This is a genomic window from Paenibacillus sp. N119s (genome assembly GCF_059447605.1).
Genome location: NZ_JCAJRU010000031.1, coordinates 1 through 15,063 on the forward strand (window position 1 = coordinate 1; position 15,063 = coordinate 15,063).

Annotated in this window: 13 protein-coding genes; all 13 read right to left on the reverse strand. The window is 47.7% G+C overall.

What is annotated here, in order from left to right:
- A partial coding sequence (yqfD, locus tag AC5V8P_RS06140; protein ID WP_495473579.1) for a sporulation protein YqfD occupies nt 1-1,106 on the reverse strand: 1,106 nt, incomplete at its 3' end.
- Complete coding sequence (gene yqfC / locus AC5V8P_RS06145; protein ID WP_064796032.1) at nt 1,103-1,396, reverse strand: sporulation protein YqfC; 294 nt, start codon at nt 1,394-1,396, stop codon at nt 1,103-1,105. The genes yqfC and yqfD, both read right to left, overlap by 4 nt.
- 406 nt (nt 1,397-1,802) lie before the next feature.
- A complete protein-coding gene (gene bcaP, locus AC5V8P_RS06150) occupies nt 1,803-3,212 on the reverse strand; it encodes a branched-chain amino acid transporter BcaP (protein WP_064796031.1) in 1,410 nt (469 codons plus the stop codon).
- Nucleotides 3,213-3,631: 419 nt separating this feature from the next.
- Nucleotides 3,632-4,210, reverse strand: a complete 579-nt coding sequence (locus tag AC5V8P_RS06155) for a YqfB family membrane protein (protein ID WP_064796030.1) — start codon at nt 4,208-4,210, stop codon at nt 3,632-3,634.
- Between the two features lie 43 nt (nt 4,211-4,253).
- On the reverse strand, nt 4,254-5,255 hold the full coding sequence (gene floA / locus AC5V8P_RS06160) for a flotillin-like protein FloA (protein WP_269203168.1): 1,002 nt from the start codon (nt 5,253-5,255) through the stop codon (nt 4,254-4,256).
- A 39-nt stretch (nt 5,256-5,294) separates the two neighbouring features.
- On the reverse strand, nt 5,295-6,662 hold the full coding sequence (locus AC5V8P_RS06165) for an NfeD family protein (RefSeq protein ID WP_064796028.1): 1,368 nt from the start codon (nt 6,660-6,662) through the stop codon (nt 5,295-5,297).
- A 280-nt stretch (nt 6,663-6,942) separates the two neighbouring features.
- On the reverse strand, nt 6,943-7,386 hold the full coding sequence (locus AC5V8P_RS06170) for a GatB/YqeY domain-containing protein (RefSeq protein WP_063210090.1): 444 nt from the start codon (nt 7,384-7,386) through the stop codon (nt 6,943-6,945).
- A gap of 16 nt (nt 7,387-7,402) precedes the next feature.
- Nucleotides 7,403-7,576, reverse strand: a complete 174-nt coding sequence (gene rpsU, locus AC5V8P_RS06175) for a 30S ribosomal protein S21 (protein WP_005547957.1) — start codon at nt 7,574-7,576, stop codon at nt 7,403-7,405.
- A gap of 168 nt (nt 7,577-7,744) precedes the next feature.
- Nucleotides 7,745-8,104 carry a histidine triad nucleotide-binding protein gene (locus AC5V8P_RS06180; protein ID WP_063210089.1) on the reverse strand — a complete coding sequence of 120 codons (360 nt, stop codon included), beginning with the start codon at nt 8,102-8,104 and terminating at the stop codon, nt 7,745-7,747.
- A gap of 159 nt (nt 8,105-8,263) precedes the next feature.
- Nucleotides 8,264-9,607: an aminotransferase-like domain-containing protein gene (locus AC5V8P_RS06185; RefSeq protein WP_063210088.1), complete on the reverse strand. Its 1,344-nt coding sequence runs from the start codon at nt 9,605-9,607 to the stop codon at nt 8,264-8,266.
- A gap of 207 nt (nt 9,608-9,814) precedes the next feature.
- Complete coding sequence (locus tag AC5V8P_RS06190) at nt 9,815-10,222, reverse strand: hypothetical protein (protein WP_064796027.1); 408 nt, start codon at nt 10,220-10,222, stop codon at nt 9,815-9,817.
- Between the two features lie 261 nt (nt 10,223-10,483).
- The gene (locus AC5V8P_RS06195) at nt 10,484-13,879 is read right to left on the reverse strand and encodes an AAA family ATPase (protein ID WP_064796026.1); all 3,396 of its coding nucleotides are present in this window, start codon (nt 13,877-13,879) and stop codon (nt 10,484-10,486) included.
- Nucleotides 13,876-15,042 carry an exonuclease SbcCD subunit D gene (locus AC5V8P_RS06200; protein ID WP_064796025.1) on the reverse strand — a complete coding sequence of 389 codons (1,167 nt, stop codon included), beginning with the start codon at nt 15,040-15,042 and terminating at the stop codon, nt 13,876-13,878. Before AC5V8P_RS06200 ends, AC5V8P_RS06195 begins: the two co-directional genes overlap by 4 nt.
- Nucleotides 15,043-15,063 lie beyond the last annotated feature (21 nt).

A 15,063-nucleotide genomic window follows, 5' to 3' on the forward strand; every position in this document is an offset into this window, starting at 1 on the left:
TCTCTCTTCTCATGCAAAATTTTTTGGCTCATTATTTTCGTTCCTTTGCCGTATTTAGCTAAAATATCCGCGCGCGCGCCTTCTATACCGGACATTTTGGCTTCCGTTTCAGTTAACTTCTGCTCTTGTACCTTGGTCTCCCTCACACTTTCATTCATCCAACCCAGCGGAAGTTTGTAGGAACGCCATGTTAGAGGATCATGTTCAACGGTTGTTTTATGTGTAGAATAAGGTATTTTCCCATATCCCCACAATTGTATCGCACGATTACCCAGCACCAGATATAAGCGATCATGGCTATTACCTGTATATGTGCTGCTGCGTCGCACCATGGGGCTACTAATTTCATATTCATGCCACACAAGCCCCTTTACCTCTCCCTTGGCTACGACCTGTTGCTGATTCTCCTCATCGCCAAGCGTTCCTGAAATGAGAATGGCTCCTTTTTTGACACGCGTATTTCTATGCACAACAGGACGCCCCTGCTCGGCAAAAATTTCAGTGACCACCGCGTCGGCTTTGCTGATGAGATGACGTGGATTGTAGAGCGGCGGTGGAGTAGGCTGGGAAGCTTCTACGACCTGAATTGTCACCAAAGTCCCCTGTCTCTCCACACCGATCCAGGACGCCTCTGGCAGCTTCTGCATGAGTGCGCGCGCAAGCTTGTCCTGACTGGAAAGACGAAAATTCCATTGAAACGGATAAAGTCCCTCCTGCCGGGCTACCTTAAGAATAGTTTCTGTAGGGAGCTTATCATTCCCCTTCACTTCAATGTCCCAGATGAGCGATGACATGAGCAGGAGGCCTATCCAGAACAAGGCCAGTCCTGCGAGAAAAAATTTGCGTTTTGCGATTCGTACAACAGTGAAGGGAAGTCCTTGACGCTTCAGAATATGCATTTTGCAGCCTGTCCTTCTCAAAAGCGGACGCAACAGGAAGAAGTGCGGCAGCAGAAGGTTCATTTCTGCATGTCTGGCATCCATTGGCCGCACGTTCCAAACAGGTATTTGATGATCAGTCAGTACATTAATGAAAGCTTCCACACTTTCGCCCTCGACAGCTAGGGTAACCGTGCCACGCAGCTTTGCTAAAGCGGGATGTTTCACGAGCCTTCCTCCGTTCCTTCCATTTGAATATCTGTAATATGTCCCTCTACACTTACCTGATCTGGCAGGATAGACGTAATAATGAGATTATGGCCTGACACTCTTAGCCTGCCTTGCGCAAGTGCAAGCACGAGTTGATCTTGCGTGAAATCCAACACACCCCGGTGATTTTCTACATAAAGCTGGCGGCTGCCGATGAGGGTTAACCGCGGCAGGTCAAATAGAATGTCCTGCGGAAGCTCCAGCGTCTCGCTGGCCCACTTTCGCAGTTTGCGGCTCATCCGGCTCATACGGCGAAATCTCCTTTCCTGTCATCAAAATAACTGTTATCCAACGGTTAATAGTTATTTTGATGGCAGCTATGCTGCATTTTTAAAATCCATTGTTATGACCATTAAGCACTCCACAGTTGTTTCGACGACAGCTATGCTGCTATTTTTTAAGCTCTTGTTATTACCATTCGGTTTCTCATCCTATATCTTGATCATCACTGGACGCCGTTCCTCCACGTCACAGATATCTGTACTGTACATTTTATGATCCGGTCATCGCATTTATGAGGCTAAACTTACAATTCGTAGCAACTGTATTATTAAAGAGGAAACGACGCGGACTTTTAATAATTCACATAAAAAAGACAACCTTGTTTTCATATCAAAAACGAGGCTGCCTTATTCATTTTACAATATGAAATGGTTAGTTTTCGGAATCCCGATTTAACAAAGAATTTTTTCTGGAGTAGAAAAAGTAAATAGCCATACCAATAACAAGCCAAATGATAAAGCGAATAAACGTTTGACCATTCAGATTAAGAATAAGCACTCCGCAAGCAATAATAGCCAGAATTGGAACATATGGAACTCCCGGGCATCGAAAAGCTCTTGGCAAATCAGGTTGTGTTTTTCTCATTACTATGACAGCGACCGATATCAAAATAAATGCTGATAAGGTTCCAATGTTCACCAAGCTTGCTAACTCATCCAGCGGAATCAACCCACCCATTAATGCAGATAAAGTACCAAAAAACAATGTGTTAATATAAGGCGTTTTATATTTGGAATGAACCTTTGACAGTACTTTAGGAACTAAGCCGTCACGTGACATAGCAAACATGATACGAGTTTGACCATACAGCATGACCAGCATGACGGTTGTCATCCCTAAGATGGCTCCGATATCCACAAAACCCGCCACCCAATTCTGACCAGCAACCTGCAAAACCAATGACACAGGATGGGAGATACCCTCAAATTGCATGAACGGCACAATACCTGTCATAATCGCGCTAACGATTACGTACAAAAGTGTACAAATAGCCAGTGAAAAGATAATGCCACGCGGTAAATCACGAGCTGGATTTTTGGTTTCTTCCGCCGCTGATGATACGGCATCAAAGCCAATGAAAGCAAAAAACACAAGAGCTGCAGCTCCAAACACCCCACTGTACCCAAATGGCATAAACGGTGTCCAGTTATCTGGCTTTACATATTTAGCAGCAACGATAATAAACAATAAAACGACAACAATTTTAACAATAACCATGATGTTGTTGATTCGTTTGGACTCTTTTATTCCGAAATAAAGCAAGAAAGTGATCGCCATCAAAATCAAAAAGGCTGGAAGATTAAAATAAGTAGACTGACCTTTTAAAGCTCCTGGCGCAGCAGTCAATTCAATTGGAATATGAAGACCAATTCCTATTAAAAAGGATACAAAATACCCCGACCAACCTGCAGAAACAGCGCTGGCCGCCAGCATATATTCCAAAATTAAATCCCACCCAATAACAAAAGCCAATAGCTCCCCCATCGTAGCATATGTAAAAGTATAAACAGAACCAGATACTGGAACGGTGGAAGCAAACTCGGCATAGGCTAATGCGGCGAATAAACAAGCGAGCCCTGCGATCACAAAAGATATTACCAAGCCCGGACCGGCCGTAACTGCTCCCGTACCTGTCAAAACAAAAATCCCTGTTCCGATGATGGCTCCTATCCCAAGCATGGTTAAATCAAACGCACCCAATTCTCTTGTAAGTGCTTTTTCCCCACGTGTAGCAGCGAGCAGTTGATCAATGCTCTTCTTTCTGAACAAGCTATTCCCCATCTACTCCATCCTCCTCAACATAAATTTTCACCTTTTGATGAACCTGCTAAATCACCTCGATTTAAATCAAATTTTATCTAATTATGGAGTAAATTTTCATTCGTTCTATCGTTGAGAACATTATATATAAAAAAGAAAAAATGAAAATGGATTTCGGAAAGCTTTGTTCACAATCTTACATTTGATCATTTTTCACATACTTATTTTCATAAATGGGTTTCCAAATTAGACATTATGACGTCTTTTTTGATAACAACAAATGTAAGATTAATGTAGTTTATATGAGGCCATTACATTCCTTGTTAGATAATTAGAGCATTCGTCGTTGCGTCTTTTTTTATTCCAGCATGATTACTTATTGCTAAAAAAATATCGTAAAAAATCCGCCACAGCCAAAGCCGTGACGGATTCATTATCATTTAACGTCTTCCTCCACCCATATAACGCTTGGAACGCGGAGGGCCTAATATTTCTGCCCAAATTACACCTTTACGAAGATCAGACACATTCGCTGCATTATGCGCTTGCGAGGTTTGCTTGGGCTCATCTGTGATTTCTCCCGAATCTCTAACATTGGATATACGATCGAAACGGGATAAAACCGATCTACGCTCTTCTTCCATAGCACGGATTCGATCCTCTAGAGTCGTACTGTTATCCGATAAATCGCGATTTATCCCTTCTTCTGTTGCTGCCCCATCTCCTGCTTCTTCTATACGACGGGCTTCCATTACCGCCCGTCGTTCATTAGGAAATTGACGCTGCAATTCTCCAGTAACATCCTGCCGACGTCGCTCTTGTTCTGGTTCCATTGTGAAAGGTCTGGTTGACGTCGAGGGCCGTCGGGAACCATGATCACCACCAAAGGTAGGCATCCCTTGTCGCGGCGGAGATTTCCGCTCTCCGCTTTGAATGCTTTTCCCCAAGAAGGATACCAGCGCAAAGCCAATCACGATCAGGATATACAAATGATCTAAGATCCAGCTGATAAAGTTCATCACTCACCGCCTAACTACCTAATTCATTAGCTACGCCTGTTAGTTAATCTCGGCTCTTGTTATCATTTCCCGAGTTCTCATTCGGTTTACCTAAGGAATTACGCATTTGCGTATCTGCCTCAACATTTTTTAAATTCATGTAATCCATGACGCCTAGTTTGCCGCCTCGCAGCGCTTCAGCCATTGCCAGAGGCACTTCGGATTCGGATTCCACCACGCGTGCTCTCATTTCTACGACACGCGCCTTCATTTCCTGTTCCTGTGCCACAGCCATCGCACGCCGCTCTTCGGCTTTTGCCTGCGCAATACGTTTGTCTGCTTCTGCCTGCTCTGTTTGCAGGAAGGCACCGATATTTTTACCTACATCAACGTCTGCAATATCAATGGATAGAATTTCAAATGCTGTCCCTGCATCCAACCCTTTGGACAATACGGTTCTCGAAATGGAATCCGGATTTTCCAGCACGTCTTTATGCGAATTACTGGAACCAACCGTTGTTACGATCCCTTCCCCAACCCGAGCAATAATCGTTTCTTCTCCGGCACCGCCGACGAGCCGATCAATGTTGGCACGCACCGTAACACGAGCTTTAACCTTCACTTCGATACCATCCTTGGCGACGGCAGCAACAATAGGTGTCTCAATAACACGCGGATTAACACTCATTTGGACCGCTTGTAGAACATCCCGTCCCGCCAGGTCAATCGCAGCCGCACGTTCAAATTCAAGCGGAATGTTAGCCCGCTGCGCGGCGATCAACGCATTGATCACTCGGTCTACATTCCCTCCTGCGAGAAAATGACTTTCCAGCTGGTTGATATTTAAGCCCAGGCCAGCCTTGGTTGCCTTAATGAGGGGATTGACAATTCGGCTTGGTGTGACACGCCGCAACCGCATAGCTACCAGCGTAATGATACCGATCCGCACACCTGAAGCCAACGCCGAAATCCACAGCATCACCGGGAAGAAACTAAAAAACACGCTCAAAACAATAATCACTACTACGGCAATCAGCAAAATGCTGACAATACCCGATTCGAACACTCGCATCAACCTCCATTAATCTAATTCTTCGTTGTTTACTTAGACGCTTGCGTCTGCCTTGACGACAATTCGCCCGCCTTCTACTTTGGATACGATAATTGGCATATCTGGGGCGATAAATTCCCCGTTCGTTACGACATCTACTCGCTCATCAGCGATTAGCACCGTCCCAGCTGGACGTAATGGAGTCAGACTGACCCCCCTCTGACCTAGTAGCGTCTCCCGATTCACAACCGAAGAAAACCCTTGGTCAGCCGTCAAACTTTCCTTAAGTATAAAACGGTTCCATATCCCTCGGTCCTTGAAGACAACCGCGATAATTGCCACCACGGCAACAGCCGCTGCAAATGCAATCCCCAAAGATATAAACGCATGCTGCATGTTATATGCTGCACGGACTACACCCGCGACAAGGCTGATCGAACCCAATATACCCAGAATGCCAAAGCTTGGAACGAACATTTCAAGTATAAGCAGAGCCAGACCGATAATGAACAATAGCCATGTCTCCGAACCGCCAAAGCCAGCAATATAATTACCAAAAAAGTACACGCCAAACCCGAGTACACCCAAAATTCCCGGCACACCAAAACCGGGTACAAGCAGTTCAATAACTACACCTGCAATACCGATAAATAAAAGCAAGGTCTGCACGATCGGATGGGTCAATATCTCGGCTGCTTTCTCAGCCCATGTGCGCTCCACATGGATAACATCATCCGTACTGTAGCCCATCCACTGGATAACTTCTTGTTCTGAAGACGCAATGTGATCCGCATAACCCAACTTCAGCGCTTCCTCACTGGTTAAAGAAATGATCTGCCCATTTCCCTTATTAAAGTTCATCTCCGGAATAGAGACCGTTGTTTTGGGATCGACCATACCTCTGGCAATATCCGGATTGCGACCGCCAGCTTCTGCAGCAGATGCCATGCTACTCTTCCACCAAGCTACCGTTTTAGGATCGGTAATAGCCTGCCCCCTGCCGTCTACTAACGCTGCTGCTCCAATAATACTCCCTGGTTTCATAGCAATCTTGTTGGCACTCAACGCAATATAGCTACCCGCTGAGGCCGCTTCGCCTTTGATATAGGCAACGGTCGGAATGGGACTGTCTTTGATCAGTTTACCCAGCTTCTCCGCTGTATCTACCCGTCCGCCGGGAGTGTTAATATCCAGTACAATCAGACCGGCTTTGGAATCAACTGCTTCTGCAAATCCACGTTCCATAAATTTGCCCAGACCTTGTTCAATTTCCTGATCAACTGGTATAACAAACACAGCTCCACCCTTTGTTTGAGCTGCCGCTGATCCAGAATAAACTAAGGGTAATAACAAAACGGATATCATAATCCACAACGTTAAAAAGATCAATTTACGGCTGGAGTGGTGATCTTGTCTATGCATTTCTTTCCCCCCTTTCGATCTTTCCTTGTTACAGCATACCAAACTTTGTTAGACAAACTATACAGTTTTCAGGATTTAATGTGAAATTATTGGGTATATTGCTAATCCTGACGCCTGTCACATACTTTACGCCTCTAACAGACCACACGTTTCACACAATTATAGATAACGCTTTCATAAAGGTGTTCCCCCACCATTCCATTTTACGGTAGACACCAAGCAAATAGAAATAACACCCTCTGTAAACAGAGGGTGTTGTGTTTTCCTGTTTGTCTCAGGTTTATTGCAGAAATTGCTGAACCGCTTGGTTCACGAGCTTACCGTCAGCACGACCTTTTACCTTAGGCATCAAGGCCGCCATTACTTTCCCCATCTCGGCTTTTGAAGAAGCACCGGTTTCCTGGATGGTCTGCTGTACAATAACTTTAATTTCTTCTTCAGAAAGTTGTTCAGGAAGGTACTGAGCGATGATCTCTATTTCTGCTTTAGTGCTTGTCGCAAGTTCATCACGACCTGCTTTTTCAAACTCATGGAGGGCATCTTTTCGCTGTTTGATCTCACGACTCAGAATATCAAGCACTTCGTTGTCGTCCAAATCCCGTTTCAAATCTATTTCAAGATTTTTAATCGTAGAACGAACCATTCGAATGGTGGAGAGTTTGAACTTGTCCTTACTCTTCATTGCTTGCTTCATATCTTCGTTCAATCGTTCGCTCAAATTCATGATTACTTAGATCCTCCTAGAACTTTCTCTTACGAGCAGCCTCGGACTTTTTCTTGCGCTTTACGCTTGGCTTTTCATAATGCTTGCGTTTCTTCACCTCAGCCAATACGCCATCCTTAGCAATGGAACGTTTAAAGCGACGAAGTGCAGCATCAATTGTCTCGTTTTTGCGAACTTTAGTTTCAGACACCAGTTTTCCCTCCCTCCGACCAGACCGTCCAAGAGCAATAACACGGTTCATCAAATTTTATTATAGGTGAAACGGAAACCAGGTGTCAACCTATAAGAAAAAATGAGTACATAGAAGGACTTTTTTTCCCTCACTTCCGCATTACTGAAAAGAATAGCTCTGTCATTTTTAAGCATGCGAGTCTGAAATACCTGTCAAGGCACCCAATTGGGCGCCGCCCAGCAAGTGATAGTGCAGATGCCCTACCGCTTGTCCACTATCCGGACCGCAGTTGTTAATCAACCGATAACCAGACTCAGCGATTCCCAATTTTTTTGCAACCTCAATCGCAACACGATGAATCTCTGCAATAAGTGGGAGATCCTCCTCCGTTACAGCATTCATTGAAGGAATGTATTTTTTTGGAATAATGAGCACGTGTACTGGCGCCGCAGGCTGGATGTCATGAAATGCGAGCACATTGTCGGTTTCCAACACCTTTTTACTGGGAATGCTTCCATCCACAATTTTCAAAAATAGATCGTCCATTCAAAACCCTCCTTTGGCAGTGAGCCGATTCTAAGCCATTAAACATAGCAGCTTGCTCTCGGCATTCAAAGTTATGTATTTTCCACACCAAACAGAAACATAACCAATCATGATTGGCTATGCCTGTGTTTCTATATGTATCATAACGGAAAATGGGGCTTAATACCAGTTTCCCTTACTAACTTCCTCTATTATAGATTTGACACCTTGATCAATTTGCTCTGGCTGAGCACGCGAAATACTGATGCGTAAAAATTTTTGTTGTTCCCTGTAGCTTGATAAATAAAAGCCTTTGCCAGCTACAACCTGGATGTTTCTCGCCTTAAGGTTGTATACCAAACGCTCTAAATTCACCGTCCTCGGCAGCTTAAACGGCGTATAAACGCCTGAGGTTACAGCTGGAGTTTGAATGTACCCGGTCTGATTGTATCGCTCCAGCGCCTTGTTCAGAATATGAATGCGCTCCGAATACAGTTTGGATATGGTGTGTTTATGACGCTCATACATTCCATTTTTAATATAGATATCAAGTGCTGCCTGAGACAGAATCGATGTGTCAACATATCTTTTATAGGTACTGAACGTCTCTAATAGGTTTTCTGGCAGGACCGCAACCCCTAAGCGCAAACCTGGGAAAATGATTTTCGAGAAGCTTTTCAAGTAAATAGTGCGCTCCGTTTGATCGTATGCGTAAATGGGATCAACAAGAGGATCAACTCCCAAATCAGCCATATAGTCATCTTCTACGATAAACACATCATATTTGGCAGCTAAGGCAGCTATGGTTTTTCGTTCCTCTGTGTTATATGAGATACCTAGCGGATTATGATGCCTTGACATCGTATAAAAAAATTTGATGTTCTCCTGCTTAAATTGATTCTCTAGCTCATAAAAATCGAGCCCTTCCGCTGTACGGGCAATCGTAATGACAGGTATGCTTTCTTCCTCCAAAAAACGCAAATAAATATCGTAGCTGGGCTGCTCGACCAGAATCTTTTCTTTACCGTTGGGAAACGGCATTTTGGCGAGTATTTCTAATGCCTGCTGAACCCCTGAAGTAACGATAATCCGATCTTTTTTTGCAAATACCTGAGTATCGGCCAAATGCGAGACGAGCGTATAACGCAATGTTTCCAATCCTTGCGAGTCCCCGTAAGTGAACAGATGATATTTATAGGTGTCAATAGCTTGATTTAGACAATGTTGAAAATCCAGATACGGAAATACATTTAAATCCGGGGATGCTGAAGCAAAATCAACACCGTCTGAACTATGGCCATGGTATACATCGCTGTGGGTTTCCACTACATAGTATCCGCTTTGCGGTACGGAATAAATGGCATGCTTCCTTTCAAGTTCAGCATAAGCTCGCAGAATTGTGCTTTTACTGCACTTGTATTGCTCCGAAGCATCACGGACCGATGGCAGCTTGTAACCAGATCTATATTGTCCCTCGCGAATTTTAAGCTCTATATCTAATAAAATCGAAACATATTTTTTCACGATATCCTCCTGCCTGTTTTGTACTGTACATCCTTTTTATATCCTTCATCCTTCTTATGTCCCTGTACACGCTTGATGTTAACATGGTTTATAGCTTCTTTTCATTAAGTTGTATAATAGGCCCATTGGGTAATGAGACCGTAGATGTGAAAAAGAGGCTGTTTCTCCATACTGGAAGAAACAGCCTTGCATAGTGAGAAGATAAGTTTAGTAATAAGGCAGTAAGCTAATTGCTGTCAACGCAGCAAGTGGCAGAACCAAACGATTAAAGCGGCGACGTCCGTATGGGAATCCGTAGGCATAAGCAGGGACTGGGTAAGGGTAAGAATACGGATAAGGGTATGGAGGATAATAAGGTGCATAGCCGCCATAAGCACGGGAGCCGCATCCACAGTTGTTAGGCGGATAGGGAAGATTCACATTCTCCATTTCTTCTCCACCCATAGGAACAGCTAAGTATAACTTTTCATCATCCACATGCTCTACAATCCCGTCATACGTTGTCCCGTCTTTTACCCATACGCATACATAACGATGCATATGCTGTTGACATAGTGTTTTAGCATCCATCTGTTGCGGTGCTGTAACATTTTCGGTAGTCATGCTTTTTTCCATGGTCGTTTCCTCCTAGACTCTTGCATGTATACCGTATGTTATTCAAAAACGGGCTATGTGCTACACCAAATTGGGCGAATTCCGGCTTGCAAAAAAAAGAAGCACCCCGGGAGCTCTTGGCAGAGCCCCTCTGAACGGACGTATGACGGGAAGATTTCTTCCACAGCATACGTCCGCCGGGGTGCTGTATGATTAACTTGTCGGCTTAGCTGTATTATAACAACAGTTTGAAACTGTATCTATGATCTGTATCACATTATTTCAAAATGTTTCCATAACCACACGAGAGCCTCCACCAGCCTGCTCTGCAGGCAGAACAACCAGCTTGCGTGGGAGACGGGCCCGTAATTCAGGGACATGACTAATCACACCAACAGATAGTTGATCGTGATGCAGCTTTTCGAGCGAGGTGATCACGGTGTCAAGCAGTTCAGGGTCCAACGTACCAAAGCCTTCATCCAGAAAGAAAAATTGAAGAGGGTATTGACCCCGCAACTGAATTTGAGCCGACAGCGCAAGTGCAAGTGACAATGAGGTCAGGAATGTTTCCCCGCCGGACAAGGTCGATACCGGCCGTTTAACCCCACCATTGGCATCGTCACTAATGACAAAACCACCGCTCGAATCTACTTCGAGCGCGTAACGTTGCTTAGTCAGAAAACGCAGGCGGCGTGAAGCCGATTGACTGACCTGCATAAGCTGCTCCTCGGCAATATATTCAACGAAGGCATTACCGCGAAAAACCGACTGGAGCTTGGACATTTTCTCTGCCTCACTACGCAGGTGTATACGATTGGACTCCAGCTCCATCCAGCGGACGTGCCGACGCTGCAAGTCCTCTAAATCACGCTCAGCCTTGGCGCGATTCTGAAGCGCCTCTTCGTCGCTTGCACGACAATCACGCAGCCTCGCAGTGGTCGTTTCCCACTGTTCCTCTGTTACTGTTGCTCCATTCAGCTGCTCCTCGACATGCTTTAAGCGGGAAGTCAGCTCCTTCTCCCGTTCTCGATGCACACTCACTTCATGTTCATAACGTGCTGCTTCTTCTGGTCCCAGGCAGCATTCCACGACCTCCGCTTCCGTAGCAAAAGAGGAAGCTTCCAGACGGGTGCCCCAACGGGATTCTGCCGTCTGCCGTCTTTCTTCTGCCGAGTCGGAAGCCTGGCGCGCGATCAGTGAAGCATGAACGGCCTGCTGCTTGCGTTCTTCCGCTTCGGCACGGCGTCGTGCTGCCGCTTCAGCCCCATTTTTTAGTCCCAGCAAGCGTGAGGTCGCTTCTTCCAGCAATGAAGCTGCTCGGCCTTCTCCAACCCACTTTTGGAGCTGTTCCAACTTTTCACGCAGCAGCTCATCTTTGCTTTGCAGCCCTGTACGACGGGCAATAATGATTTTGTCTTCCTCGATGATGCTTTGCTGTATCTGCTGTACACGCACTGCCTTTTCTTCGAGGAAGGTGACACTTGTCTCCAGTCGGGACCGAAGCTCCTCCGTACGTCGGTCGCGCTCCTGCATGGCGCGATAACGCTCCGCAGCTTGGTCCGGGCTGACATCTGGCAGCTGCACCGCCCATTCGGCGCGCAGCCCCTCGCTGCGCGTGGTACATGCCTCGCGCTTGCTCCGCGCCTGCGCCAGCGCTGCCACCGCCGCCTCCTGCTCGGCGGCTGCGCGAATACGGCGCTGCTGTCCGACAGCGTCTGCCTCACGCAGTGCCTGTGCCTCGGCAGGCAGTGTATGCGCGCGAGCTGCCAGCTCAGCCGCAGCGCGCTCCAGCGCTGCACAGCGCTCCGCCCATGCAGCGACACCACGCGGCACAGTTGGCGCTGCCAGGGGCGCAGTTGGCTCGCCCGTGGCGGCAGCGCCGCTGTCTGTGCCGGTAGGCTGCGCCAACAAGCTGCGCTGCTCGTGCAACTGCTGGCGCAGCGTAAGGCGTAGCTCCTGCAAGCCAAGCCGCAGGCGGTGCAGCTCATCCGGCGCGGCGGAATCCGCGCTATGGGACGCAACAGCGGCAGGCACAGGGTGATGCAGAGAGCCACACACTGCGCATGGCTCTCCTTCGCGCAGCTCGGCAGCGAGGTGCTGCGCGAGACGCCCGAGCTCCTCGGCACGAAGCTCGTGACGCAACTGCTCCTCCTCAGCAGCCAGTGCTGACACGTCGGCTGTAATTTCCGACTCCAGCGCCAGCAACGCCTCAATGCCTTCAGCCGCCTGGGCAGCAAGGACAGAACGTCGTGCCTCGGTCTCCTGTGTCTCCTGCTCCATTAGCTTTAGACGTTCGCCTGCTAAAGCAAGCCGTTTCTCCTGAGCTAAATACTCCTGTTCAGCTTCCCGCCACTGCTCATGCGCTGTCTCCAACTGTTGCAATCGCTGCATTGCCTCTTGCAGCATACGCCGCTCATCTGCCCGCACTTCATTTTGCTTTAGCTCCTGTTGAAGCTCCTGCTGCCGCTTCAAACCTCGTGTCTGTAACTCTTGTTCCTTTGCAAGAGCTGCGGCATGCTCCGCAAGGGTTTGTTCACTATATGCTAGTTCGGCCGCCAAACGCTCCCGTTCGGTCCGCAACACTTCCGTATCACGTTCCAGTTGAAGTGCCTGCTCCAATTGATCGATCCGAAGCAATAGCTTTGGTTCTTCAGCACTGAGTACTTGCCGCGCCTGCTCATCTGCTTGCACAGATGCAAGCGCCGCCTCCGCTGCGGAGGCAGCCAGGACTGCCATTTGTTCAGCATTCTTTTGCCGTTTGTCTGCATCGGCAACGGCTTCCTTCCAATCCGTCAGTGCGGGCAGCAACGCCTCCGCTGCAGATGCTTGTCGCAACCTGTGCTCCAGCAAAGCAATGCCTGGCTCCTGTCTTGCCATCTCCTCCAGCTCGTTCACTCTTTGGCTAAGCTCGATAACTAGCTCCCGTGTTTTATTCAGCGCCTCCGCTTCCTTTGCAACACGCTCCAGCTCGCGGCGTGAAGTCTCTGCATGGGCAATTGCTTCTTGGAGGCGCTGCTTTACTAGCTCAAGCGCTTCAGCACTCGCATCCCCCAGCCCTTGCTGCTCCGCCTCCAACGCTTTCAGGGCAATGTCGTTGTCCTTCACACGGCGGCTCAGTTTTTGTGCAAGTTGATCTCCGTACTTTTCCAGATGGAACAAGCGCTGAAGCATCTGTCTGCGCTCACTGCCCTTTAAGGACAAGAATTCCGCAAACTTCCCCTGCGGTAATACAACAGCGCGTGTAAAATCGTCCATTTTCAGGCCAATATACTCCTCCACACAGCGTGTCACATCCTGTACCTTATCAGCAAGCACTTCCTCGCCATCTTCTGTGTATGCAATAAAACGGCTAAGCGTATTATTAACCGATACGCCTCCTGCACGTTTGAAACGTCTTTCTACGCGGTAACGGCGAGGTCCTTGAGCTGACATTAATTCAAACGTAAATGCTACAGACAACGTATCCTCAGCATGATTCATAATGCCTTGTGTACCATTCACCGCCCGTTCCACTTTACCGTACATAGCCAACGTAATGGCATCCAGCAACGTTGATTTACCGCTACCCGTTGGACCAAAAATTCCGAACAGTCCCGTTTCGGTCAAATCGTCGAAACGAATTTCCTGCGACTCCCGGTAGCTTTGCAACCCTGCCAGTTTTAGAAGGATCGGTTTCATACATCACCCTCCTCATCCTGTTCTACCAGTTCCAGAAACAACTGTACTAATCCGTCATCCGGCTGTGCTCCGCCCGTCTGTCGTTGATAGAACGCCCGAAACAGCTCATGAACCGGCAATTCTGTACGTTGATGTTCCAACTGTGCTGCAGCCATTTCCGGGTACACAGGACGAATATGAATGATGCCTTCACGGCTTTTGCGCAACCGTTGAATATCTCCCATCGACATTGCTTCATCCAGTGTAATTTCCAGGTCAATAAAGGCATCCGCATCCAGTCCTTCGTCCAGCCAGCGATATACCTCCTCCAGACCTCCCCGTGCTCGCCACCTCACTAATGGGCGTCCACTGGTAATATACAACTCTTCAATCTGTGCTGGCTTGCCGGCAATCACATCAACTAACGTAACCGATTTGGCTTGTCCAGCTTCGGAAAAGCTATAAGCCAGCGGAGAGCCACTATAACGCATCAGTCCATCGCCCTTCACATATTGGGGACGATGCAAATGCCCCAGAGCCGTATACTGCGCTCCAATGCTCAAAGCAGACGGATCTACGGTATAGGCTCCCCCGACCTGAATCGGGCGTTCCGAATCCGACTCCAGCCCGCCAAGTACATAAATATGGCTCATCGACAAATTAACCGTGTCGGGCCGAAACGCTGTACCTAGCTGCGACATCAGCATCCCCACACGGCGGCTATAGGCCTCGCGTAATATGGTTTCATCTCCGTCTTCAGACAATAGCTCATTCAGACGAGACTCGGAGGGATATGGCAAGGCTGCAATACATGCCATTTCACCCGTTCGCGGTGTATGGACGCGCACTGCTTCCCCGTGAGGCAGTCCCAGCAATGTAATTCCGCGCCCACTTACCAGCGGGGTGACTGAGGCTACCCTTTCCGGCTGATCATGATTGCCCGCAATGACCACTAACGGTCTTCCTCCAGCCGTAAGACGCGCAGATGCTTCATAAAACAATTGTTCTGCAGCGGCCGAAGGATTGACTGAATCGTACACGTCCCCAGCCATCATAATCAAATCCGCCTGCTGATCGTCAGCCATTTTCACCAATTCTTCCAAAAACGCTTCCTGCTCCTTCAACCGGCTGCGCCCTTCCAACGTGCGGCCCAAATGCCAATCACCTGTGTGCAAAATCCGCATGCTGTTCCCCCTCTCCCTAAC

What these genes read in the sequence shown, in the direction of transcription:
- yqfC (WP_064796032.1), bottom strand. Translation starts at nt 1,396, where the DNA reads ATGAGCCGGATGAGCCGCAAACTGCGAAAGTGGGCCAGCGAGACGCTG.
- bcaP (WP_064796031.1), bottom strand. Translation starts at nt 3,212, where the DNA reads ATGGGGAATAGCTTGTTCAGAAAGAAGAGCATTGATCAACTGCTCGCT.
- AC5V8P_RS06155 (WP_064796030.1), bottom strand. Translation starts at nt 4,210, where the DNA reads ATGAACTTTATCAGCTGGATCTTAGATCATTTGTATATCCTGATCGTG.
- AC5V8P_RS06165 (WP_064796028.1), bottom strand. Translation starts at nt 6,662, where the DNA reads ATGCATAGACAAGATCACCACTCCAGCCGTAAATTGATCTTTTTAACG.
- AC5V8P_RS06170 (WP_063210090.1), bottom strand. Translation starts at nt 7,386, where the DNA reads ATGAATTTGAGCGAACGATTGAACGAAGATATGAAGCAAGCAATGAAG.
- AC5V8P_RS06180 (WP_063210089.1), bottom strand. Translation starts at nt 8,104, where the DNA reads ATGGACGATCTATTTTTGAAAATTGTGGATGGAAGCATTCCCAGTAAA.
- AC5V8P_RS06190 (WP_064796027.1), bottom strand. Translation starts at nt 10,222, where the DNA reads ATGGAAAAAAGCATGACTACCGAAAATGTTACAGCACCGCAACAGATG.
- AC5V8P_RS06195 (WP_064796026.1), bottom strand. Translation starts at nt 13,879, where the DNA reads ATGAAACCGATCCTTCTAAAACTGGCAGGGTTGCAAAGCTACCGGGAG.
- AC5V8P_RS06200 (WP_064796025.1), bottom strand. Translation starts at nt 15,042, where the DNA reads ATGCGGATTTTGCACACAGGTGATTGGCATTTGGGCCGCACGTTGGAA.